The sequence below is a fragment of the Martelella mangrovi genome (genome assembly GCF_040545495.1).
In the GTDB taxonomy this organism is placed as follows: Bacteria; Pseudomonadota; Alphaproteobacteria; order Rhizobiales; family Rhizobiaceae; genus Martelella; species Martelella mangrovi.
This window is the reverse complement of record NZ_JBEPLY010000022.1, coordinates 1-22,502: the sequence shown is the minus strand read 5'-3', so window position 1 is coordinate 22,502 and position 22,502 is coordinate 1. Positions and strand designations below refer to the sequence as shown.

20 protein-coding genes, 1 tRNA gene and 1 pseudogene are annotated in these 22,502 nt (G+C 54.1%); 11 read left to right on the top strand and 11 right to left on the bottom strand.

Annotated elements, in window-relative coordinates; translation table 11 throughout:
• From ABID12_RS20445 to ABID12_RS20410, 8 genes and pseudogenes are all read right to left on the bottom strand, one after another.
• Positions 1–260: hypothetical protein (locus tag ABID12_RS20445; RefSeq protein ID WP_354435905.1), on the bottom strand; the 260-nt coding region annotated here is incomplete at its 3' end.
• Between the two features lie 282 nt (positions 261–542).
• Entirely contained in the window at positions 543–944 is a 402-nt protein-coding gene (locus ABID12_RS20440; protein ID WP_354435904.1) for a GtrA family protein, read from the bottom strand.
• Positions 941–2,092, bottom strand: coding sequence for a glycosyltransferase family 2 protein (locus ABID12_RS20435; RefSeq protein ID WP_354435903.1), 1,152 nt, complete (start codon positions 2,090–2,092; stop codon positions 941–943). The genes ABID12_RS20440 and ABID12_RS20435 overlap by 4 nt, the downstream gene beginning before the upstream one ends.
• Positions 2,089–4,074, bottom strand: coding sequence for a hypothetical protein (locus ABID12_RS20430; protein ID WP_354435902.1), 1,986 nt, complete (start codon positions 4,072–4,074; stop codon positions 2,089–2,091). The genes ABID12_RS20435 and ABID12_RS20430 overlap by 4 nt, the downstream gene beginning before the upstream one ends.
• A 217-nt stretch (positions 4,075–4,291) precedes the next feature.
• Positions 4,292–5,218 carry an NAD-dependent epimerase/dehydratase family protein gene (locus ABID12_RS20425; protein ID WP_354435901.1) on the bottom strand — a complete coding sequence of 309 codons (927 nt, stop codon included), beginning with the start codon at positions 5,216–5,218 and terminating at the stop codon, positions 4,292–4,294.
• Positions 5,219–5,257: 39 nt separating this feature from the next.
• Positions 5,258–8,698: a rhamnan synthesis F family protein gene (locus tag ABID12_RS20420; protein WP_354435900.1), complete on the bottom strand. Its 3,441-nt coding sequence runs from the start codon at positions 8,696–8,698 to the stop codon at positions 5,258–5,260.
• Between the two features lie 410 nt (positions 8,699–9,108).
• Positions 9,109–9,719 (bottom strand): annotated as a pseudogene (locus tag ABID12_RS20415) (transposase); the annotation flags it as partial.
• 12 nt (positions 9,720–9,731) lie between these two features.
• The gene (locus ABID12_RS20410; RefSeq protein WP_354435899.1) at positions 9,732–11,198 is read right to left on the bottom strand and encodes an MFS transporter; all 1,467 of its coding nucleotides are present in this window, start codon (positions 11,196–11,198) and stop codon (positions 9,732–9,734) included.
• Positions 11,199–11,272: 74 nt separating this feature from the next.
• On the opposite strand from ABID12_RS20410, the gene ABID12_RS20405 reads away from it, so the two are divergent.
• Entirely contained in the window at positions 11,273–12,127 is an 855-nt protein-coding gene (locus ABID12_RS20405) for a helix-turn-helix transcriptional regulator (protein WP_354435898.1), read from the top strand.
• Positions 12,128–12,828: 701 nt separating this feature from the next.
• Here ABID12_RS20405 and ABID12_RS20400 read toward each other — a convergent pair.
• The gene (locus ABID12_RS20400) at positions 12,829–13,821 is read right to left on the bottom strand and encodes a site-specific integrase (RefSeq protein ID WP_354435897.1); all 993 of its coding nucleotides are present in this window, start codon (positions 13,819–13,821) and stop codon (positions 12,829–12,831) included.
• 305 nt (positions 13,822–14,126) lie between these two features.
• Here ABID12_RS20400 and ABID12_RS20395 point away from each other — a divergent pair, with 305 nt between their 5' ends.
• The 6 genes from ABID12_RS20395 (at position 14,127) to ABID12_RS20370 (ending at position 19,137) form a co-directional block, all read left to right on the top strand.
• A complete protein-coding gene (locus ABID12_RS20395; protein WP_354435896.1) occupies positions 14,127–14,462 on the top strand; it encodes a hypothetical protein in 336 nt (111 codons plus the stop codon).
• 336 nt (positions 14,463–14,798) lie between these two features.
• Positions 14,799–16,232 (top strand): hypothetical protein, encoded by a 1,434-nt coding sequence (locus tag ABID12_RS20390; protein ID WP_354435895.1) that lies wholly within the window; start codon positions 14,799–14,801, stop codon positions 16,230–16,232.
• Positions 16,229–17,038 carry an OmpA family protein gene (locus ABID12_RS20385; protein WP_354435894.1) on the top strand — a complete coding sequence of 270 codons (810 nt, stop codon included), beginning with the start codon at positions 16,229–16,231 and terminating at the stop codon, positions 17,036–17,038. Before ABID12_RS20390 ends, ABID12_RS20385 begins: the two co-directional genes overlap by 4 nt.
• A complete protein-coding gene (locus ABID12_RS20380) occupies positions 17,035–17,895 on the top strand; it encodes an HNH endonuclease signature motif containing protein (protein ID WP_354435893.1) in 861 nt (286 codons plus the stop codon). Before ABID12_RS20385 ends, ABID12_RS20380 begins: the two co-directional genes overlap by 4 nt.
• Before the next feature lie 19 nt (positions 17,896–17,914).
• Complete coding sequence (locus tag ABID12_RS20375) at positions 17,915–18,547, top strand: excisionase family DNA-binding protein (RefSeq protein WP_354435892.1); 633 nt, start codon at positions 17,915–17,917, stop codon at positions 18,545–18,547.
• The gene (locus ABID12_RS20370) at positions 18,544–19,137 is read left to right on the top strand and encodes a PIN domain-containing protein (RefSeq protein WP_354435891.1); all 594 of its coding nucleotides are present in this window, start codon (positions 18,544–18,546) and stop codon (positions 19,135–19,137) included. Before ABID12_RS20375 ends, ABID12_RS20370 begins: the two co-directional genes overlap by 4 nt.
• Before the next feature lie 112 nt (positions 19,138–19,249).
• Here ABID12_RS20370 and ABID12_RS20365 read toward each other — a convergent pair.
• Positions 19,250–19,339: transfer RNA gene (locus ABID12_RS20365), tRNA-Ser, on the bottom strand.
• Between the two features lie 306 nt (positions 19,340–19,645).
• Here ABID12_RS20365 and rplU point away from each other — a divergent pair.
• From rplU to ABID12_RS20345, 4 genes are all read left to right on the top strand, one after another.
• Positions 19,646–19,960 (top strand): 50S ribosomal protein L21, encoded by a 315-nt coding sequence (gene rplU / locus ABID12_RS20360; protein WP_106302842.1) that lies wholly within the window; start codon positions 19,646–19,648, stop codon positions 19,958–19,960.
• A gap of 43 nt (positions 19,961–20,003) precedes the next feature.
• Positions 20,004–20,276 carry a 50S ribosomal protein L27 gene (gene rpmA / locus ABID12_RS20355; protein WP_106302839.1) on the top strand — a complete coding sequence of 91 codons (273 nt, stop codon included), beginning with the start codon at positions 20,004–20,006 and terminating at the stop codon, positions 20,274–20,276.
• A gap of 145 nt (positions 20,277–20,421) precedes the next feature.
• Entirely contained in the window at positions 20,422–21,063 is a 642-nt protein-coding gene (locus ABID12_RS20350) for a GNAT family N-acetyltransferase (protein WP_354435890.1), read from the top strand.
• Positions 21,060–21,623: a GNAT family N-acetyltransferase gene (locus ABID12_RS20345; protein WP_354435889.1), complete on the top strand. Its 564-nt coding sequence runs from the start codon at positions 21,060–21,062 to the stop codon at positions 21,621–21,623. Before ABID12_RS20350 ends, ABID12_RS20345 begins: the two co-directional genes overlap by 4 nt.
• 125 nt (positions 21,624–21,748) lie before the next feature.
• On the opposite strand, the gene ABID12_RS20340 is transcribed toward ABID12_RS20345, so the two are convergent.
• On the bottom strand, positions 21,749–22,502 hold a 754-nt coding region (locus ABID12_RS20340), incomplete at its 5' end, for a DUF1214 domain-containing protein (RefSeq protein WP_354435888.1).

Here is a 22,502-nt window from a genome sequence, read left to right as displayed (position 1 = left end):
TCCTCGAAACCGCCCACGATAGCTGAAGCTGGATGCGTATGCTGACATCTTTCGTCACAGTTCGCCACGGGCGTTAACGATGCCTGAGGTGTCAGCTGTTCTCTTTGCGTTTTCTTGTCCTGAACGAACTGATGCGATGCGATTGTGCCGCGATGCAAGTCTGCGTCGGGTCCGTCAGCCTTTGCCAGCTTCACGTCTTGCAAAAAGCGCTGCAGCACGTTGCCGGAAAGCTCGCGCTCATGCGCCTGCACCGTTGCCATGCATTCCAGGCGTGGCTGATTGTCCTGAAAGATGACCGAGCCCCTTGCTCTGCTGATTGCAGATGCTGACGAATGCGGATCCGCTGATCCGGATCACGCAATGTAGACAGTGCAATATCACCAAGCCAGACGAGCCATTTCCTCCTGATAGCCTGAACCCATTCTGTCCATAATCATTCGACGACGGACAGGGTTAACTGAAAATCAAAGGCGACTAGATGTGAGCTTTCAGGAAACCTTCCAACCCCGTCATACGAGTTTGTGACTTCGCAGCAGAGCAGATCAACGTGGCTGGCGGTTTTGAAGCCCTACTGTCTTTCTAAAAGTCCAGAATTTCAGCAGGAAATAATTCAGGCAGGCTGTCACGACAAGCACGAGGGCGAAGCTCATCGCCGGGGATATATGCCCATTCCGAAACAGCAGGAACGGAAGCAGATAGGAAGTCAGCAAGGAGGCCGCCTGAGTCAGCACATATTTGAAAAAGCTGGCGAGGATCGGCTCCTTTGATTTGAAGGTCACGACACGCTGCGCGGCATACATGCAGGGAACCAGAGCCGCATAGGCAATAAAGCTCGCCAGTTGCGGCAGGAGGCCAAATTTGTTCAGCACAAGGGCGCCGAAAAAATACAGCGCCGCCCCTGTTCCACCAACAGCAAGAAACCGGAAAATCTCCCAGACGTTCATTTGGTCGGAATTTCGGTAATGGCAGAAAAGAAGGCCATAAATACGGTCTGGACGCCGACGGTCATGATTGTCATGCTCAAGGCAAGGACGCGCAGCATCGTCGTATACTCGACCGGTCCGAAACCTGACGTTGCCCATTGCAGGAAACAGCTCAGAAGCCCGATGAAGCCCAGAACGATAAGGCAACCGGCAAAAAGGAGCGTGCGTTCCAGGGTGAAAACCTCGGTAATGAAGCTTTGCTTTTGTGACTGCGGCATCAATTTGTGCGAGGCGGCAAAACGCCGTGCGAAAACCGCGAATTCAATGGCCTGTGTTGCCATGACAACCGAGAAACAGCCAACAATAAATGTATGGATGTCAAAGCCGATGCCAGCGATATCAAACTGACCGGGGAAGAGTACAAGAGACAGTATAGCCCCAAGGCCCAGAATAAAGAATCCTGGGTAAAGAAACAGCCATTTCGGGCTATACATAAGCAGGAAAGATAGATGTCGCCAGCCATCCCGCCACGTCCGCAAATGAGGAGGCCTTGAACGTCCGTCTGGCGAAAGCGTTGTCGGCACCTCTGTAATTGAATAGTTTTCCAGCGAGGCACGGACCACCATTTCTGAGGCGAATTCCATACCCGTCGTTCTCAGGTTGAGCGCCAGAATGCGTTCCCTGTTGAAACCGCGTAATCCACAATGGAAATCCCTGACCTTGATGCCAAAGAAGAGCCGCCCGAGCCAGCTCAAGACTGGATTACCGAGATAGCGGTGCAATGGCGGCATGGCGCCCTCGGCGATACCACCCCTGAAGCGGTTGCCCATGACCAGGTCATACCCCGCTCGCAACTGCTCGACGAAGGGGGCAATCGATTGAAAATCATAGGAATCATCGGCATCCCCCATGATCACATAGGTGCCCTGGGCATCCTTGATGCCACCGGAAAGGGCGGCGCCATATCCCTTGTCCGCCACATGCACCACTCTGGCGCCGCATTTGGCGGCGATCTCCAGTGAGCCATCCGTCGATCCGTTGTCGGCGATGAGAACTTCACCGGCGACCCCGCATTGCTCCAGGCCTTTCTGCGCCTTGCGAATACAGACCTCAAGCGTTTCAGCCTCGTTGAGACAGGGCATGAGTATCGTAACGTCTAGTTCAGTCATAATGGAGATTTCTCGGAAATTGGAAGGACACTGTTGGGACGGCGCAGTTCGAGGAGGGTAGCCAGAGCGAAGCATGAAGCGACCGCCACCATATAGTAGGCCGGGAGAGAATAAAGTGCATTTATGGCCGGGAAGGATGTCGCATCGACGATTGCTTCAATCGCAATGCGGGTGAAGACAAAAGCATAGGCCGAGGTAGCAAGCAACAGGCAGGGGCCAAAGGTCCGGCGCTTCAGGCTAAGAGCCACCGCAGCAATGAAAGCTAGGGCTGCAAGTATCATAACGGCCGGAAAGATCCAAGAATAGATTAAAAACAGCCCGTTGATTGCTGCAAGAGTGACAATGTCGCGTTTGCCTCTGATGTCTGCGAGCTGCGGCGTCATCTCGACTGATTCGATGAGCAGCGTCTCCTCTCCGCTACTTGCGTTTCTGAGCGGGTCTCCCAGACTGACCCTTAGATCCGATCCAGAAGAAGTTTTAGCGACGAGCTTACAATCGGCGCTACAAAGGGCAGTTGCCCTAAAACGGTTCTCAGTTGCTGTCGGGTCACCGAAATTCTCAGCAAGATCAGGGCTGGAAACCCGTTCAGGGTGAAGCGGCGTGAGCTTGCCGCTTTCGTTGATGGTGAAAAATTCCGGCCACGTGCCGGGTTTGCCATGATACCAACCCTGAAACCGCATCTCCTTTCGCGAATCCGACGGAATGAGAGCTTTTGGATAGTTCAGGAATGTCCAGTACTTGTTGAATTCTCCTCGGACTGATGCAGGTGGTGAGGGAGGGGCGCTTTTCGGCACGTAATCGGCGAGGCTGATAAGCTTCAGGCCCTGCCAGAACCGGCCCGGCAGAGACAGCCATTGATCGCGCGACAATGGGGGAATGTAGTTGAACATACCTGTTTTGCAGTTCAGTTTGCCTGCTTCACAGGCTGCGTTGATTTCTTCGGCGATCCGCGCAAACCTCTCCTTGGCGATGGCCGGCGATTCATAGAATCCATTTGCGGCGGCCGCATCGCGCAGGGCCCAGACAAACCACCCCCCCGCCAAATCTCCGCAAGTTTGTTTATACACTGCGCACCCGTGTTGGGACCAGCCAGCCAACGGGCCGTCGGGTCTCAGCATTTCGGCAAGAGGAGCGAAAGTCGGGCTGTATTGTGCTGCCAGCGCACGGGCGCCGGCATTCATCGGAACGTATTCAATGGAGTGACCGTCATCGACACTCTGCAATGCGCCCAGCGCCGCATTGAAATCCTTCTCGTTAAAGTCGACGCCCACGAAAGACCCGTACTTTGCATAATTGATTGTGCGGAATGCTATTTGCGGTAGGGCAAAGCCAATCACGATGGTTAAAACACAAAGGCCAAGCGAGCGCAGGCGGCTGCCCGTGAAATACCAGAAAAGGCCTGCGAAGATGAACATTACGGCAAGGCCTGGAATAAACCAAATTCCTTCCTCGCGCGTGAGCCAAGCCCACGCCAGGGTAAAGCCCGAAGCAAAGGCGAGATAAAGACGTGTCTTAAATGAAATGTGACTATCGAAGAAGACAAGGGCTGCTGTGGAAAACAGCAGCAATGTCTGTGACCAGTAAATCTGATCACGGATCACTCTGTTTATACCAGGATCGAGTGCTGCTGGAATAAAAAGGATGAAAACAAACGATATCCAGCCCAGTTTGGACGATCTGGACAATCTACCCAGCGCTAAAGCGGCCACACCGGCTGCAAAGTAATGAAACAGAGCGTGCGAAAAGGACAGCGGAAGCCCGCCATAGGAAGCAATCACGACAAACAACGGATAGCCAGGACCTTTCATCAATGTAAAATGATTGAACGATCCGAGCCAATGACCTGAAGCAATTTTGAAAGCGTGATCCAAATAGAGCGTATCATCGTGTGGAGCGCTCACATTGATGACCAGCGGTAAATTAACTGTCAGAAAAACGTATAAGATGAACGGAACAGAAGCATAGATTGCGTTTTTCTTCATTAAACCATCCGAATCAATTAAAATGTTGGAGCCACATCATCCGTTGATAACGCAAATTAATTTACTCGATAAAGTGGCATAAAGAATAAAAAGATATCGGTCTCCAACAGTATCTTTTATCCGCCGCATAGACGCATTTGGAAGTTGACCATCCGGCGAGCGCCCGCCTAGATAAACATTGGCTTAACTCTACGGTTGTGTAACGTTATAATTTCCATCATCCCTGCCTTGATTTCCAATTTTTCAACCATTCATATGAATCTGAGATACCGTCACGAAGGCTTACCTTGCAGGACCAGCCCAGGTCGACCTTAGCCTTGGAAACGTCGAGTACTGAGCGTTGGACATCGACAGACCGAGCGGCTTTGTACACCGGCTCAAGAGGCACTCCAGTCACCGAACCAATCACTTCGACAATCTCATTAATCGAGGTCCCCACGCCGGAGCCGGCGTTGTACGGGCCAGTCTTGTCGCTTGACAATGCCAGCACACACAGATCGGCCAAATCAGTCACATGGAGGTAATCTCGGATAACGCTGCCATCGCCCCATATTTCAACTTTTTCACCGGAAAACGCACGATTCAGGAATGTCGATATAACACCTTGAACACCAGAATGCCCCTGGCGCGGACCGTATGGATTAGAAGCCCTGATCGAGACAGAGGCCACCCCCCGGGTTCGCTGATACATCGCAAGATAATGCTCGATCGCGCATTTCACGATACCATAAGAATTGATAGGCCGCAGCGGATGGCTTTCAGGCATCGGTACGGTGTCGGGCACACCATAAACAGTGCCTCCTGAAGACAAAAAGACAATCTTCGGTATTTTAAGATTGGTCATTATGTCGAGGAGCGACAATGTACCTCCAAGATTGTCAATCACATCCGTCCGTGGATCGAGATCGGCAGTGCCTGGGAACGTCGTGCTCACAAGGTGCATGACGGCATCAACGCCGGTCAATGCCTCGATCATTGCCATCCGGTCAGCAAAATCGCCGAACAGATAGTCAACACCTGCCAGGGCAGGACGGAACCGTTCAGGCTGACGGTCAAAGACCCGAACCTCGTGATTCCGCGACAACAGGCTATCTACGACATGAGAGCCGATAAACCCACACCCTCCGATAACAAGCACTTTCATCTGTCGCCTATGCCTTTCAATAACGATCTGAAACGAAGATCACCTTGTCAAACCGCGAATGTTGGTGACTGCCGTCCCCAAACCTTCCACATGCGCTACAGCGCCGAAAAGGCGTTCCAATGCGTGCAATTCCGTGCCATCGATCGGCAATGGCTCTCTGGAATAATCCTTCCAACCATAGTCAAGAGCGACAAAGCGCTGGAACAAATTCTTCCTCATGAAGAACATCGAGCCGACAGGGAAATTAAAATAGGGAGGAAGAGCGTCAACACCCATGCGTTTCGCAATGGAAAGCGCGATCTCCATATTTTCGCACCACGACATGATGCCAGGATCATCCGGATAAACAATCGCCGTTTCCGGCTTCCGGGCAAGGGATGACATGATGCGATCAAGCATGGCGCCTGCCTTCGTCGAGCCCAGCAGATTACTCATTAGAAAATCATTCCACTTGTCGATCGTGTCCCTTGATTCAACATGGAGTGATTTCTTTGTGTGAATGTGGCCTACGACATCATAATTGACCAGCTTCGAACCAAAGCCGGTCAGAAGCGGACCGATATCACGACCGATATTGGGAAATGCGCGGACGGACACTGTGGCGCCTCTGTATTTCTCAGTGGCTACAACAGCTGCTGGTTCAAGCTCGGCGCGTGTGGAGATGAAAATATCCGGCAGGATCTCGTTCTGGTTCAGCCTGTCAATAATATTATCCAGCATTTCCGGATAATAGGCATGAATGTGAAGTGCGGATTTCAATGTCTTCGCTGCATCGATGTCGATAGCGCTTTCTTCATCGATAACGTCATGCTTCCAGGGACCGGACGGACAACCTTCTTCAATATATTGCGCGAGAGGATCCCTTGTCGAAACCACATCCCTTTCCTTGGCAAAGATAAAGGGATGGAACCCGGGTAGCGCTTTTATTGCCCTGCGTCCCGCCTTGCTAACACGTATATATTCCCCGATCAGCTCGCGGTCCGGAACCTTTCGATCCTGAAGGTTATAAAAATCGCGGCGAAACAGGCCAGAGGAAGCAATCACATTCAGGTCGTCTTGAAACTGGGATTTGCCGGCCTGCAGTCCCTTGCCAATATTTTCCAGACGCCGGACATAGTCTCCCATATCGAACAGCGGCATTAGCTTTTTCTGCTGTTCTGCGCCCAGCTTTCTTGCAACCTCTTTGGTGGGAAGGCTGGCAACAAGTTTGGCGGCCAGATCATTGGAATCGTAATATTCGGCAACGCAGGCTTCGAAATCGGCCGCATGAAGCAGCTCGGAAAATCCGGTGGTCCTGTCGAAGCAGAACATCGGCTTTCCGGCGTTCAGCATGTCGATGCCCACATTCGGCAGAGGATCCAACCGTGAACAGATGACCAGCGCATCGGCGAGTTCAAACAATTTGTCGAGATCCGACATGGCCGGAACAAAATGGAAATGCGCCTGCAATTGAGACCGCTTGACCTGGTCGACAAGGAACCGGGGGAAGACCGCCCCGCGGATATCCAGCCCATCGCCAACCCAGACAAAACGAAAAGTCTTTGATGGTGCCTGCTCCCGCATTTTTCTGGCAACTTCAATAAAGACGTCTGGTCCTTTTCGATAGTCGATCGTGCCGATCCCAATGATCACAATCTCGTCTGGGTCGTTTCCGCAGGCGCGTTCTATAGCCAGTGCTTCAGCCTTTCGCGTATACGCGTCAATCGTATTGGACGGCGGCTTGGTTAAGCCTTGAGGAAGGATATCGACCTTCAGAGGGCGGCAGGCATGATCCAACTCCAAAAAGTTGGAGAGAGTCAGTTCCGTCGAGAAGATGACCTTATCGGACTTATCGACAATTTCCGAAAAGTATGGATAAACAAGCAGGTTGCTTGCAAATTCATGCACAAGCGAAATGGCAGGCACTTCCGCCCTGTTGAGTCCATCAAGCGTTTGATAGCACGCAACGGAATTCAAAATTGCAAAAGAAGGTTTTACAGCCTTTGCAAGTTCGAAAATTCGATTCGCAATTTCAGCATTTGACATGCTGTTTCGATCAAGCTCGATATTGGCGAAAGCAGACTTTTTAAACTCTTTGTCCAGCGGGCCGCCTAGAAGCGTAACCGAAATAACATCATAGGTCTTCGAGAGTTCGTTGATGATATTGAGCGAAAGAATGGGTGCCCCCGTCCGCGTCGCTTCGTGGCTGATAACAAGCACACATTCCCGTTGCGGCTGAGGAGAAACAAATCCGTTCGTATAAGCTGAAACCGTCACCGGCGGCCCGGCGACCGACGCGGAAGTGCCAAGCGGGTCTCGTTTTGGATTGCGCTTTGCAGCGCTTTTAGCAAAACGCGCTGTTCTGCGTTTAGAAAGCGGCGGGGATAATTTTGCAAGAAACTTCAAAAGCCAATAAAGAAAGAGGTCACGAAACAGGGTAAATGGCCTTCTTCTTGCACGCTGTAGACGACCTGTCACGAAGGTCAGGTCGGTTTCCAATCGGGCAAGCCGATCATTACTCACCTGAAGCCTTTGCGAGAGGTCGACTTCTCCCGCTTTGTGATGTTCCAACTCATCGAGTAGTTGCGCCTTTGCAATAAAAAGGTCACTTAGGCGTTCTTCCAGTGTTTGAATTTTCTGTTCCGTAAACTCTATGGCTTCAGCTTTGGCATCCAGAATCCGGTGCTTTTCATCCAGACGTCTCTCGGCCTCGGCGACCGACATGTTTGCCTGACCGAGCTGCGAAACGATACTTGCCTTTTCCCGTTTCTGTTCCTCGAGATTTCTCTCGACTACAACACGCCTATTCTCCTCATTGGACAGCGTTACCACGCTGGAGCCAAGAGAAGCATAAATCGAGCGCGCCAATTCCGCTTCATTCCGGGAGGCCTCAAAAAATGGTTTTAGGCATTCCGGCACCTCACCCATGGCAATAATGCCGAGGCCATGCTGATGATAGAATTCAAATGCCGGATATTTCTCGCCCAATTCACGAAAGAAACGCCAAACACCGAATTCCCGCTCCCGTACATTCGTATCGTGAAAAAGGACCACCGCATTGGGCGACAATTTAGGTGCCCATTCTTCAAAGTCCCTTTTCACGTCCTCATAGAGATGACGGCCGTCAATATGCAGCAGATCGATTTCACCGTCCGGAAAATATTGCACTGCTTCGCTGAACGTCATGCGCATCAATGACGAAAATGATTCATAGGGAGTGTTCAGCTCTAAAACTTTGCTGAAAACATCCTCGCCGTAGAAGCCAGCATGTTCGTCACCTTGCCACGTATCAACAGCATAAGCTTTCGTACCGAGATTGTTCTTTCGAATTGTCTGGCAAAAACAAAAATACGAAAACCCATTATGTGTCCCAAGCTCGACAATCATTCGAGGTTTTAGATTTGCCACTAGGTGAAACGCAAAGGGAGCATGCCCCAACCAAGCTGACTCAAGAAACTTCTCTGGTTTTTCAAAAGCATGAGTCGATAAAAAACTGTGCAAGGGCGGGCTCCAACATTATGATTTTCTGGTGGAACAATTGGGGTTCACCGGCTCGTCAACGCCGTATATGCGTCGGCAACTTGTAGCCAATCAAAACTAATCAACGCAAGATTTTTTGGTGGAGTTGCTATACAGAGGTGGCTAGGTTTGTTTGGACGGCCTGTGACCTGCCACTGACTTTTCATCCATCTGGACGCCTCGAATTACCCCGGCTTGAGCCATTTGTGACGGGAATTCCGGCCGTGGTGCGGCTTTCCGGTTATTTCTGCGTCTGACTGTTCGACATTTCTGCCCCTTGCAGCTATTTAGGTGTTATGAAGTCATTGTGGTTAAGGCTGTCTGTCATCAAATCATTATGGACAGATCTGGGCCCGGCTATCAGGAGGGGGGGGCTCGTTTGGTTTGTCGATTTAAGCTGCGTTTGCGTGATGTTGCAAGCGGCGGTTCTGAATGGTCTGTTGCTTGATCCTTTTTCGCTGCTTCAGGATTTCATTTCCTCTGCCGAGGTAGACCTCTGCCGGCGTGAGATTGCCGAGGCTCTCGTGGTATCGGCGGTTGTTGTAATGGTCGATGAATGCACCGATCTGAGTTTCAAGGTACTCGGGGAAGAAGTAATTTTCGAGCAGGATCCGGTTTTCAGCGTCTGGTGCCAGCGCTCGATCTTGCCTTGGGTCTGCGGATGACCGGGCGCGCCGTGAAGCTGCTCCATCTTCCTGTCCTTCAGCCAGTCCGCCAGGTCTTCGGCAATATAGCATCCGCCATTGTCTGACAGCAGTCGCGGTTTGTGCTCGACCTTGACGCTGTCGCAGCCGGATGCGGCCAGTGCAATGTTCAGCGTGTCGGTCACATCGCCGACTTTCATATTCGTGCACAGCTTCCATCCCACGATATACCGCGAGAAATCGTCAAGGATGGTAGACAGATAGAACCAGCCCCAGCCGATCACCTTCAGATAGGTGAAATCGGTTTGCCACATCTCATTGGGCCGAACGGTCTTGTCCTTGAACTCATTGTCCGCCTTTCCGTCGTGCCGCTACTGACCAGCGCGTCTCATGCGCACGATTAAGGTGATGAGCGCGGCTGCCAGGAGGACTGCGGCAAAATTGTAGATCATTGCGCCGGAGAAGGCGTCTGCATAGCGGGTCGCCCGGCTTATACCCTCGCTGGCATCGCTGGCGAGAATTCCAACGAAGAATATGCCGACAACGGAAACGCCAAAGGCGCCGCCTACCTGCTGCATGGTGGAGATGAAGCCAGCTGCCATTCCGGCCTGGTTCTCCTCAACATAGCCGATAACGAGATTGAGCAGCGGCGTCATCGAAAGGCCCTGACCGAAGCCGAACAATATCAGCGGCGGCAGAAGCGCGGAGGTTTTGGCTTCCTCACCGAGGCCAGCGGCAGTCACGATCAACCAGCCGATTCCGGCAGCATAGACCAGCGCACCGCCGGCGATGGCCATGTTTCCGAAACGCGTCACCAGCTTCGGGGCGACCAGCGAGGCAACCACAAAGCCGACGCTTGCCGGGGCAAACAGCGTGCCGGCTGCAAACGGCGTCAGGCCGAGGCCGGATTGCACCAGCAAGGCGAAGCACAGGAACAGCGATGTCGATGTAGAATAGATCAGCAGCACCACAAAAGACCCGGCAGAGAACCCGATGTTGCGGAACAAGGTCAGATCAATGGCGGGATCGCCGCCGCCGCTTGCAACCAGGTGCTCCCAAATGAGGAATGCCGCCAGCACCACGAGTGAGGCTGTCATACTGGCCCATGTCCAGAGCGGCCAGCCGGTATTCGGGCCTTCGAGCAGCGGCAGAAGCAGGAGCAACAGTCCGGTTGTCGCCAGTCCGATCCCCGGCCAATCGACGCCCATGGCTTCGGAAGACCGCGATTCCGGGATGATCCGCGCTGACAGCAGTGCGATGATGCCTATTGGCAGATTTATCAGGAAGATAATCCGCCAGCCGAGACCGAACAGATCGCTTTCAACGATAAGGCCGCCAAAGACCTGACCGGCAATGGCGGCAAGCCCCAACGTCATGCCGAGAAGGCCAAAGGCCCGGCGACGGCCCGCGTCGTCATACATGACACGCAGCAGCGCGTAGACCTGCGGAAACAGGATAGCGCCGGTCGCACCCTGCAGAAGGCGGGCGACGATCAGGCTCGTGGCGTCGGGTGCGAGGCCGCAAAGCAGCGATGTGACGGCAAAGCCGGCCATGCCGAGCGCGAACAGGCGGCAACGTCCATGGCGATCGCCAAGCCGCCCGCCCGCGATCAGCAGCACGCCGAAGGCCAATTCATATCCGGCAATGACAAAGCCAATTTCGGCGAAGCTCGCGCCGAGACCGGCCTGGATCGAGGGTATGGCGACATTGACCACGAACAGGTCAAAAACAGTGATGAACCCGCCAAGCAGCAGAATGGTCAGCGCAAGCGCCGAGGGTTGTGATTTCGGGGCGGTCTGAGAGGGATGGGATACGGTAGGCGAATGATCGACGGTCATGGCAACTCCAATTTTCTTGAAGTTGCTTTGCACATGACTTAGCCTGTTACTATAGAACAAATTATGGTGTTACTATGAGCGATACGCTGGACAACCGACTGGATCGCACTCGTTCCGGACTGGCGGACTTTTTACGGCGGCGACGGGAGAGCCTTTCACCGCTCGATGTCGGCCTTCCGATCGGAAAACGACGGCGAACGCCAGGTCTTCGCCGCGAGGAAGTCGCCGCGCTCGCGGGTGTCGGCATCACCTGGTATACCTGGTTGGAACAGGGCCGCGCCATCAAGGTGTCCTCGACCTTCCTCGACAATGTGTCCCGCGTCCTGAAGCTGGATGAAATCGAGCGGCGGCACCTGTTTTTGCTCGCGCATCAACGCCCGCCCGCCATGGCCGGACAGGCATGGTGCGAACTGCCGCCACTGGTGCGACGATTGCTCGATGACCTCACCTTGCGCCCATCCTATGTGCTGAACCTGCGGTGGGATGTCATCGGGTGGAACGACGCGGCTGCACGGCTTTTCGGGTTCGAACAGCGCGATCCTGCTGAACGGAACATGCTCTGGATGCTGTTTGCGGATGATCGGCTCAACAGCCGGATCGTGGAATGGTCTGTTCAGGCTCCTCAGGTGTTGGCGAGTTTTCGCCGGGATTTTGCCCAAGCGCCAGAGGATGAGAGCATGGTCGAGCTGGTCGATGGGCTGGAGCGGATTTCTCCCTTGTTCAAATCCCTTTGGAACCGGCATGACGTGCATGGACGCTGCGAGGGGCGCAGGACGTTTATGATCGAAGATCAGGGTCCGGTCGCTTTCGATCATTCATCTTTCGTTGTGGACGAGGAAAAGCATCTGCGTCTTGTGTTCTATGCGGAGGTTGGAGAAAACGAGGAAGTCGGCATGAGCACGAAGACGACAGAAACGACCGGCGAATAAAGCTTGGGTCTTTCCGACATGGGAGGATTGATAGTGAGACCATCGCCGGGATTGGAGCCATCCCCATCAGCACGCTTGAACATTTCTAGGACTTCGATTTTCGCCGGAACGTAGCCGACGGTAGATCAATCTATTCCATGGAGGAGGTCTCGCGGCACCGGGCCGGAGACAGCAGAAGGTCGACGCGCCAGAATTCAAGCGCCGACGACGTCTGGAGCTGTTCGCTTCTTCCCGCTGGCAAGGCCACCACAGCACCTGCCTGGCTGGAAGAAGACACCGGTGGTGATATTCCGGCAGGCTTCAGCCGCGCGCCCCAAGGCTCGACGCAAAAACATTTTTACCTCTGGCAGTCAAAGGGGGCGACGCCACCTCTGTATCGACGTAGATGAATCTACTCGCAAGAAGGGTGGTCGAAGCAACATGAAGCTCCTCGTCCGGGTAGTTCGCGGACCCATCTAGGTCAATACAACTCTACAATGCAGGCGAAGCTTTACATCGAGAGCAAAAAAACGCGTTTTCGGCTGAATATGTAAAGGTAATGGAAAGCTTGCGTTAAGATATTCTACCTTAGGTATGTTATTTAGTGGTATGCACGTTTACATGAGCCCGTCCGAACACAACTATTGGGCGCTATTTCTGGCCGAACCTTGACGTAAAGGCGCTTATTCGGTCGTGCATGTAAAGCTTGCTCTCGCTTGCCGTCACCCGAGACGACTGACCAGATCGTCGGCACTCAGGTGGGTATAGCGCTTCAACATACGCAGCTCCTTGTGTCCGGAGATGCTCGAGACCTCAATCATGTTCAAACCGCGTTCGAAAAGACGGCTGACACTCTCGTGGCGAAGATCGTGGAACCGCAGCCCGTCGATATTTGTGCGCTTCAGGAGCCGACGCCATGCCTGTTCCTGTGCGCCGGGCGTCGTGGGAAATACGGCAGACTGATCGACGTCGCTCTCTGCCTTCCACGCCATCAGCGCGTCAAAAGCACGCTGGGACAGCGGCACCTCGCGGCCCGAGCCGTTCTTGGTCATGTGCAGAGTAATCACCCGGCGATTATGCGAGATGTCGTCCCACTGAAGTCCCAGGAGTTCACCACGCCGCATCCCGGTCTCGATGGCAACAATGATCAGCGTCTTGAAGAACGGTATCTGTCCGGCGTCACAGCCAGCGAGCAGCCGCTGTTCTTCATCGCGCTTCAGGCGACGGCTCCGCTCGTTGCGGATAACCGGACGACGCACCAGCTTCACCACGTTGCGGCTCAGCGGATAGCCCCAATCGCGGATAGCGACCTCAAGGACATGGCTGATAATCGCCAGCTCCCGCACGACAGTGGATGGTGCGACGCTCGCAAGCCGCTCATCGCGAAAGGACGCAATATCCTGCTGCGACAGTCCAATGAGTGTCCGGTAGGCGAGGTCATGGCGGCGCAGAACACCGATGCGCTGGACCTCTTGCACGGCACCGCGCTTGGTCGGGGACACTTCACGCTGATAGCGTTCAAGCAGATCGCCGAACGTGGTCACCTCAAGCAGCCGCGTATCTGGCGCGGCACCGAACCTGTCGATCTGGGCTTCCAGATCACGCGCCCACTTCTCGGCATCCGTCTTGCTGTCGAATGATTTGCAGCGCGGCTTCAACCCGCGACGGCGCACCTGTGCCTGCCAGCGCCCTCTGAGCTTGCGTATGGTTGCCATCGTGATCTCCGGGTTATTTATCTGAGGTCACGCGTAGGATGCCGGTGGTGGGGAGCCAAGGATTATCCCGGCAAAAGTCAAGCAAGGTCAACCACCGACGCAGGCGTTCAGCCCAATCCAGAAAGCCCTCCAGCGGCCCGATTTTTTGCCTATTTACCTCTGCGTAAAACAGGCGAGTGATCGACTTGCCTCAATGCGAGAAAACGGTCGCTATAACCGCACCAAACGTCCGACCAACGACACAAACTGGTGGGCGTTGATCACTTAACTCCACGAAATCATACGTCAACCGAAAAGGATTCATCATGCCACTCTCACCGAAACTCGTCGCCTTGGTGTCCGGTGCACGCCGTTCTCCTGTTTTTGTGAAACCCGTCTTTCGCGTTCCTTTGCGGGAGGAGTTTGCATGCATATCGCTCGCTCAGCAATCCGAAGCAATCAACCGCGTTCAGCGTGAACTCGATCGTCTTGAGGTTGGTGTGCGAAGCGACCAGATTGTAACCTCATGCCGCGGACGCGCCGCCTCACTTCGCAACATCCGCGCCAGGCAGGAGCGTTTGAACGCTCTGGCCACCAGCTACGGTTTCTGCCATGAATGGCGCAAGCATGTGAGGATTCAGGCGGTGACAGAACCCCTTTAGCGCTCAGGCTCGAGATGACCGGCGAGACGGATACCTGGTCGGTCATCTACCCAGATTAAGAGCAGGAAATCGACTTTGCTCTTCGGCTGGCCGGTAGTCTGACGCCTAGGCAAACTAACTTTGCACCGCAACGCTCCTATGGCCCCAAATTCAAGCCAGAAGTTTGTCGCTCATATTGTCCGGCATGGCGCCTAGTAGATTTACCCGAAAATGACCAATCAAGACGGAATCGAGTGAACCTCAGCTGCATAATAAATTAGTCACAATTTACACTTCAATCAAATTCATTTCGCTGCTATCGGTTTTCGAAAGAGTAAAAATCGGTGCGAGCAGACAGTGATTGATCAAACGTTGTTAAGCCTTTACTCCCAAGTCGTTGGGAATCCTACCACCCGCTTCTTTTTCTACCTCATCGCCGTCGTGACGGTGGTGGGCCTGCTAACGTCATTTAGCAGCACAAGGTTCCTAAAAAATCTGGCAACGTTGGCGCCGGGACTAGCCGTAACGATAGGGATTCTGGGGACCTTCTGGGGCATCGCGATCGGGTTAATGAACTTCGACGTTGATAATATTGATAGCGCTGTCCCGCTTCTACTGGATGGTCTGAAGATTGCCTTTCTGACAAGCATTATCGGGATGGCTGCGTCTGTTCTGTTAAAGCTCGTTCAAACGATACCTGTATCGAAACAACAGACGAGCTCAGTTACTCCTGAGGATATTCACAATGTGCTATCTTCGACAAAGGCTGACAACCAAGCGAATGCCGAAAGAATAGAAAAAGCATTGGAAGGTCTGCGCAAGGCGATAGCTGATGAAACGGACGGCAGCCTCGTCTCCCAGATACAGCGTTTAAGGTCGGAAAGTCGCGACGGGCAGCAGTTGCTCATTGAGGAGTTTCGCGAGTTCGCAGCTCACATGACCGAAAACAACCAGAAAGCCCTTATTGAAGCGCTCAGAGAGGTTATCCATGACTTCAACGAAAAGCTAACGGAGCAGTTTGGCGAGAACTTCAAAGAGCTGAATGCGGCGGTGCATAAACTAGTGGACTGGCAGGAGAATTACCGCCTTCACGTCGAAGGCCTCGAACAACGTATCGAACAAGCGGTATTGTCACTTGACCATACAAAAGATGCGCTTGAGATCGTGCGCGAACATACCGCGACAATACCCGGAACGATCGAGCCACTCGGCCCGATGATGCGATCACTAGATTCTCAGGTGATAGTTCTCAATGAACACCTCGAAGCCCTCGCAAAGTTAAAGGATCAGGCTCTGGAAGCATTTCCAGTGGTCGAGGATAACTTGACGAAGATAACTACGAAGCTTTCCGGACACGTTGATCAGGCTATCGACCGCACGAACGAATCTCTGGAGCGGCATACAGCTAATTTTCGCACACTCGAAGAAGGTTTTGATACGCTCCAGCGATCTGCCAGCAATGCGCAACAAACTTTTAGCGAAGAGCTACACCGCACCTTGGAAGCTATAAATGCGCAACTAACTACGACAATCTCTAAGCACGCCGATTTGATCGATCAGAATGCGAAAACTGCGCAGCAGTCTATCGAAGCAGCGTGGGAGAGAACTAGAGATGGCATCGATGAACAGTTTAGCGCCTTTGATAAAGAAATGCAGCAAGAGCTGTCGCGAACAATTGAAGCGATGGGACAGAAGTTAGCTTCGCTATCCGAAAAATTCGTGACTGACTATCAGCCGCTGACCGACAGGCTACGTGAACTTGTGCAGGCAGCCGGGCGCCCAGGACGATGAACGCATTCTTTGGTCAAAAAGACAGCGAAGCTGAGAGTGAGTGGATTTCGATCTCCGACTTGATGTCGGGACTGATGCTGATTTTTCTCTTCATCGCGATTGTCTACCTTCAACCGCTCGCTCAGCAAAGAGAAGAGGCGATCGCCGATAAAGAGCAACTCGCCGCAATCCAGCAAACACTCGTTCAACAAAAAGAAGATGCCATAGAAGCTGAAAGGCAATTGCGCATAGCTCAGAGCTCTGTGCGCGAAATAGTGGTTGCCTGGAGCGAATCCGAGCAGGCGATTTTTCAAGCATTGGAGCAAGAGTTTGCAAAAGACCTACCACGCTGGAATGCTGAACTAGATCAGTCATCGTTGACGCTACGTTTCAAGGCGCCAGACGTTCTCTTCGATACGAGCAGCGCTGCGTTGAAACCCAGCTTCAAAACCATCATCGATGATTTCTTTCCACGATACCTTGCGGTCCTCGATCGCTTCAAAGACTCCATTGATGAAGTGCGCATCGAGGGACATACTTCGTCAGAGTGGAACGCAGAGACACCGCCACTGGAAGCCTATTTTCGAAATATGGAACTCTCTCAGGAGCGCACTCGCAGCGTTCTAGAATATGCCCTCGAGCTCCCTTCAACACAGCCATATTTGGATTGGGCGCTGGGGCACGTAACCGCAAACGGACTGTCGTCCAGTCACCTCATCAGGTCCGACACCGGCAGCGAAGACCACCAGGCGTCAAGACGAGTGGAGTTTCGAGTCCGGACCAACGCAAAACAGCAAATCATGAAAGTGGTAGAGGAGTTTGAATGAGGTTGCGCGTCGACTTTTCGCCTCTAGAGACCTTGGTGCGAACCATGGGGGCTGGCCGGTCAGTTTGGCGGTTGGATGCTGCGGGATTATCTGGCCGCGAGAGAACACTAGCCGAGCTTGCTGAAGGTAAGGAAATCCACGCCGACGAGGTTAGCAGCAGAGGCGGTCTACTAGAGCATGAAGGTGAGCAGGTTCTCCTATACATTAAGGACACGCGAGCTACGCGCGAAACTCTCCTAAATGAACCGGAGAACACAAGGCGCTTCCATGTCGCTGAATGCAACACGCTCGACCAGATGCGGCGGGGCGGTCGCTTCCAGCGATATCACGTAACACGTCGGTTTGATGGCAAATTTCGATGCGCATGGATCGATCCTGATACAAAACAATCAGGGGAGGAAGACGCCGAGCTAAAGGTTTGCAAAAACTGCTTAGAGTTCATTGGTTGGAAGGAATACAAATCGCGAGATCATGATCAGTCCGCCTGGGAAAACTTCGATATCGCCGAGTTCCTGAGAAGTTGCGAGCCGGTTTTTTATGCGCAGCCGGAACGAAACGAAAGCAACACCATAACACCTGGCTACGTCAATGATTGGTGGAGGATATCTGCAGCATATCGCGAAGCAAGAGGTTGGCGATGCGAAGAATGCAACGTCGATCTTTCTCAAGATCATGGCCTGCTTCATGCCCACCACATCGATGGAAACCGTGACAATAACCGCCACAACAATTTGCGTGCGCTCTGTGTTCTTTGCCACTCCAAGCAGCCAATGCATCAACATATGAAAGTCAATACGAAAGAGCGCATCAAGATCGAAGGTTTGCGTATAATGCAGGGTTCTAAGCCCCATAACTGACTGAAACAGCCTCGTCTTCGTGGCCAACAACAGACCCGGAATCATTCGCGCAGCGCGCATTGACACGCACCGAAGCACACTTGCAATTTCGTTTGCTTTGCTTATTTCGTTTATTTCGAATAATGTTGCCGCCCTGGGCGCCGTTTGCTATAACATAGGCGCACCAGTGAACCTCAAGGAGGCTCAAATGCTTGCTCTTATTGACCAGACCCGTGAGCCATTCGTCGCTGACGAAGCGGAGGCCGTCATCGCACGCAGTGCGGCCGACAGGATGAAGGCTGTCGCCAAGGCAGAAGAAGATATCAAGATCACGGTAGACGGGGCCGATGATACAAAAATCATCGTTCCGCTTCCCGCGCGCGCCGTCGCAATGATCTACGAGATTCTGGAGGCCATGGCCAACAGAACGCCGGTATCGCTCATTCCGCATGAGGCGGAGCTGACCACGCAGCAGGCGGCCGATTTTCTCAACGTCTCGCGGCCTCATCTCGTGCGCCAACTTGAAGACGGCAAACTCGCCTTCCGCAAGGTTGGAAGCCATCGGCGGATACGTTTTGGCGACCTCGTTGCTTATGAGAAAGCCTGCAAGTCCGATCAGTTGAAGGCGCTCGACGAGCTGAATGCGGACGCCCAACGGCTGGGCTTGGAATGATTTCGACATTCACGGCCTTTATCGACGCGAATGTCTTTTACGGCGCGCGGCTTCGCAGCCTCGTGCTCTATATCGCCCAAACGAAAGTCTTCCGCGCGCGCTGGTCAGATGACATCCATGACGAATGGATCGGAAATCTGCTCAAGAATCGCAACGATCTGAAGCCGGAGGATCTCGATCGGACACGCGCGCTCATGAACGCAGCCGTGCCCGATTGTCTCGTCGAAGGATATGAGGGGCTGATTCCGGCCCTCGCGCTCCCGGATGAGAATGATCGGCACGTTCTGGCTGCGGCCATTGTCACCCGCGCCAATGTCATCGTCACCTTCAATGAAAAGGACTTTCCGGAAGACGCAATCGCCGCCTACCGACTGCACACGAAACATCCCGACGACTTTCTCGTGGACCTCTTCGAACTTGCGCCGGAAGAATTCGTGGAAGCGGTGCACCGGGACTTTCAGCACTACGGCAAGCCGCCACTTGTCTACGAGGATTATCTCGCCAGCCTGGCGAAGGCGGGAATTCCCAAAACCGCGAATCTGCTCAAGCCATTTAAAATCCTGATGCCATCCGAAAGCGGTGATCCGTGAGATGAACGTGCCGTAAGTGTGGCCCTGACTGAAGCCAGACGAGCAGCGCAAAATTCAACCGCGTGACTTGAGCGGTGAAGCTCACTTAAGTTTCTGCTTTAAAAGGAATATCTGGCGGAGAGGGGGGGATTCGAACCCCCGATACGGTTGCCCGTATGCCGCATTTCGAGTGCGGTGCATTCGACCACTCTGCCACCTCTCCAGGAACCATGCGGTCAGCGTCGTTGGACGCGGGGTGTCTCATAGCGGGCAAAACGCGCGCTTGCAAGAGCGAAAGCCAAGCTTTTTTCATGTGTTTTATTGACTTACCCGCCGCTTCATCGTATGCACCCTGCCGGATGCGTATGTCTTGCGACATAGGCAATGTCTTTCCCTTCAGGGGAAAGCTTCACCGGCAGACCGGGTTGATAAGATTTTTCTTTGAACTCCCTGCTTTAATCAGGCTGATAAAAAGACGGCCGCCCCGCCAAAAGGGCAGAGCCGGACTTAGAACATGAAAGGTAAAAATATGTTCGCAGTCATCAAGACCGGCGGTAAGCAGTACCGCGTAAACGCCGAGGATACGCTTCGTATCGAAAAGCTCGATGCAGAGGCAGGTTCCACGGTTGAGTTCTCCGACGTTCTCGTTGTCGGCGAAGGCGCTGACGCCAAAATTGGCGCTCCCTTCGTCAAGGGCGCTGTCGTCAAGGCGGAAGTTGTCGAGCAGGCCCGTAACCGCAAGGTTATCGCCTTCAAGAAGCGTCGCCGTCAGAATTCCAAGCGTTCGCGCGGTCATCGTCAGCACGTCACGGTCGTCAAGATCACCGACATCGTCGCCGGTTGATTGTTTAAAAGCAGAAGTTTCGAAGGTTTAAAGGAGAACTCCAATGGCACATAAAAAAGCTGGCGGTTCGTCGCGTAACGGTCGCGACTCAGAATCCAAGCGCCTTGGCGTGAAGAAATTCGGTGGCGAAAACGTCATTCCGGGCAACATTATCGTGCGTCAGCGCGGCACCAAGTGGCACCCCGGCGACAATGTCGGCATGGGCAAGGACCACACTATTTTTGCCAAGATTGAAGGCAATGTGACATTCCGTGCGCGTGCGAATGGCCGCATGTATGTGTCCGTGGCACCGAAACACGCAGAAGCAGCGGAATAAGCCGGAACCGCTTAAAAATCAGCCGGCGTCACATCGACCCGGCTTAGATTTTCAGGTTACCGGACCTGGATTTGAAAAGAGAAGGGAAGATGGGACGCCACCATCTTCCCTTCTTTCGTTTTCAAACCAGGAAAGGACCTGAGATATGCAAAGGGATCTACTACAAAGGGAGAGCCAGTCCCGGCTTGACCGGGAGCGGCTACGGCCCGATTTGCAAAGGCGGGATTGCCCCGTTCTTCTGTCGCAAAGGCTCGTCTTGAGAGCACCGCACGAAGATGACATTGACGCCATTGCCCATCTCGCCAACAACGAAGCAATCGCGACCATGGTGTCGCGCATGCCGCATCCCTACACCACAGACGATGCCGCCGCTTTTGTGGAGCGAACCAAAGAGGGCGCGATTGGCAATTGCGTCTATGCCATCACGAAAGCGGAAAACGGCGAGTTCATCGGTTGCTGCGGCATAGAGAACATCCCCGATGACGAAAGTGTCGTCGAAATCGGCTACTGGCTGGGTGCCCCCTATTGGGGCAAGGGCTATACCACCGAAGCGGCCCAGGTCCTGATCGACATGGTCTTCCGCACGCGCAACGAGGTCGATTACATCGATGCGCGCTGCCGGGTCGTCAACGAGCGTTCGCGGCGGGTTCTGCACAAGTGCGGGTTCCAGTTTCAGGGCCCCGGCATGGTCCAGTCGCTGGCAATCGGCGGGTCGGTTGCCGTTGAGTGGTACCGGCTGGAGCGGCGCAACTGGATGTCGCTGAAGAGCTGGGGAGGCCAGAAATGAGCCTTGATCTTCAGGAGTGGCAGGCTGAGACCATCAACACCGACCGGCTTTGCCTGCGCCCGTTGCGCCGGGAAGATGCGGACGTCATCGCCACTGCGCTTTCCGATTTCTCGGTGACCCGCATGTTGTCGCGCCCGCCTTATCCGTTCACGTTCGAAGATGCCGCCGAATGGCTTGAGGGAACGATGAACGGAGATGCCCGCGAATGGGCCTTCGCCATCACCCAGCCGGCGGATCAGGTGTTGATCGGCATCATCACCATCGAGCTTCGGCAGGGTGGCTATCATCTCGGCTACTGGCTGCGACGATATTACTGGGGGCGCGGTTTCATGAGCGAGGCCGCATCCGCCATTGTTGGACGGTTCTTCGCTGAAAAGGGCGATATCACATTGCATTCCGGCGCGTTCGCCGAAAATGCGGGTTCGCTGAAGGTGCAGCAGCGTCTGGGCTTCCAGGTGACCGGTCTCAGGGACATCTATGCGGAAAGCCGCGGCGCGATGGTTCAGGAAGTGACGACGGCGTTGCGATCGGATTATTTCCGACCCTATAACTTTGATTGAACGGGAAAGGCCGGGTGCGCGATAGCGGCCCGGCCTTTCGCTTGCTTGTCATCCCCGGCAGAACAGGGCTTGGGCTCGGCGTTTTCGTCTTCCTAAAAGCCTTGAGGTGGCGGCCGCCGCTATGGTCAACCCTTCTGGGTGATGGCATGGGGGATGATGCCGGGCGGTTGCCAGTCGCCGTCAAGGACCGCCTGTTTCGGCCAGTAGATCCGCATCGCGAGGTAGAATGGCCCATCGGGCGCTGGCAGCCAGTTGGCCTTTTTGGCCGGATCGGTCGGCGCATCCTTCTGGATGTAGAGGGTCAGCGAGCCGTCGGCGTTCTTCGTCAGTTCGGGCAGCATCGGTGAATTGATGAGATAGCGGTCGATCGGGTTTGCCACCAGGTGCTGGGTCTTGCCGTCATACATGGTGACGGACCAGAAGGCGTGGGCGGGCGGCAGTTCGCCGGGTTTGAAGGTGATGGAGTAATCCGATTTCGAACCGTCGAGCTTGTTGTGGTCGATGTCGATATTGGTGATCGGATAGACCGCCTCGGCGGTATCATTGGCGAGAAGGCCGGTGACGGCGACGGCGGCGCGCAGGCCCCAGTCGCCGTTATAGCCGGCGCGGTTGCCCTGAACGTCCGTGGCCACGCTCCAGCCGTTTTCGATCTTGCCCATGGTCTTGATCGCCTTGGCGATGTCGGCGCGGGCCGCCTTGACGCCCTGATCGATCGCCGCCAACTCGGCGTCGCTCGCGTCTGCCGGCGGGAATGATTTTCCGGCTTCAAGGCCGATGCTGGCGAATTTTTCCCGCAACGGCTGCTCGACGGCGGCCCGGCCGGTTGCCGGCGCGAACTGAAGCAGGAAGGCGAGATAGCCGAGGGGATTCTCTTTCGCC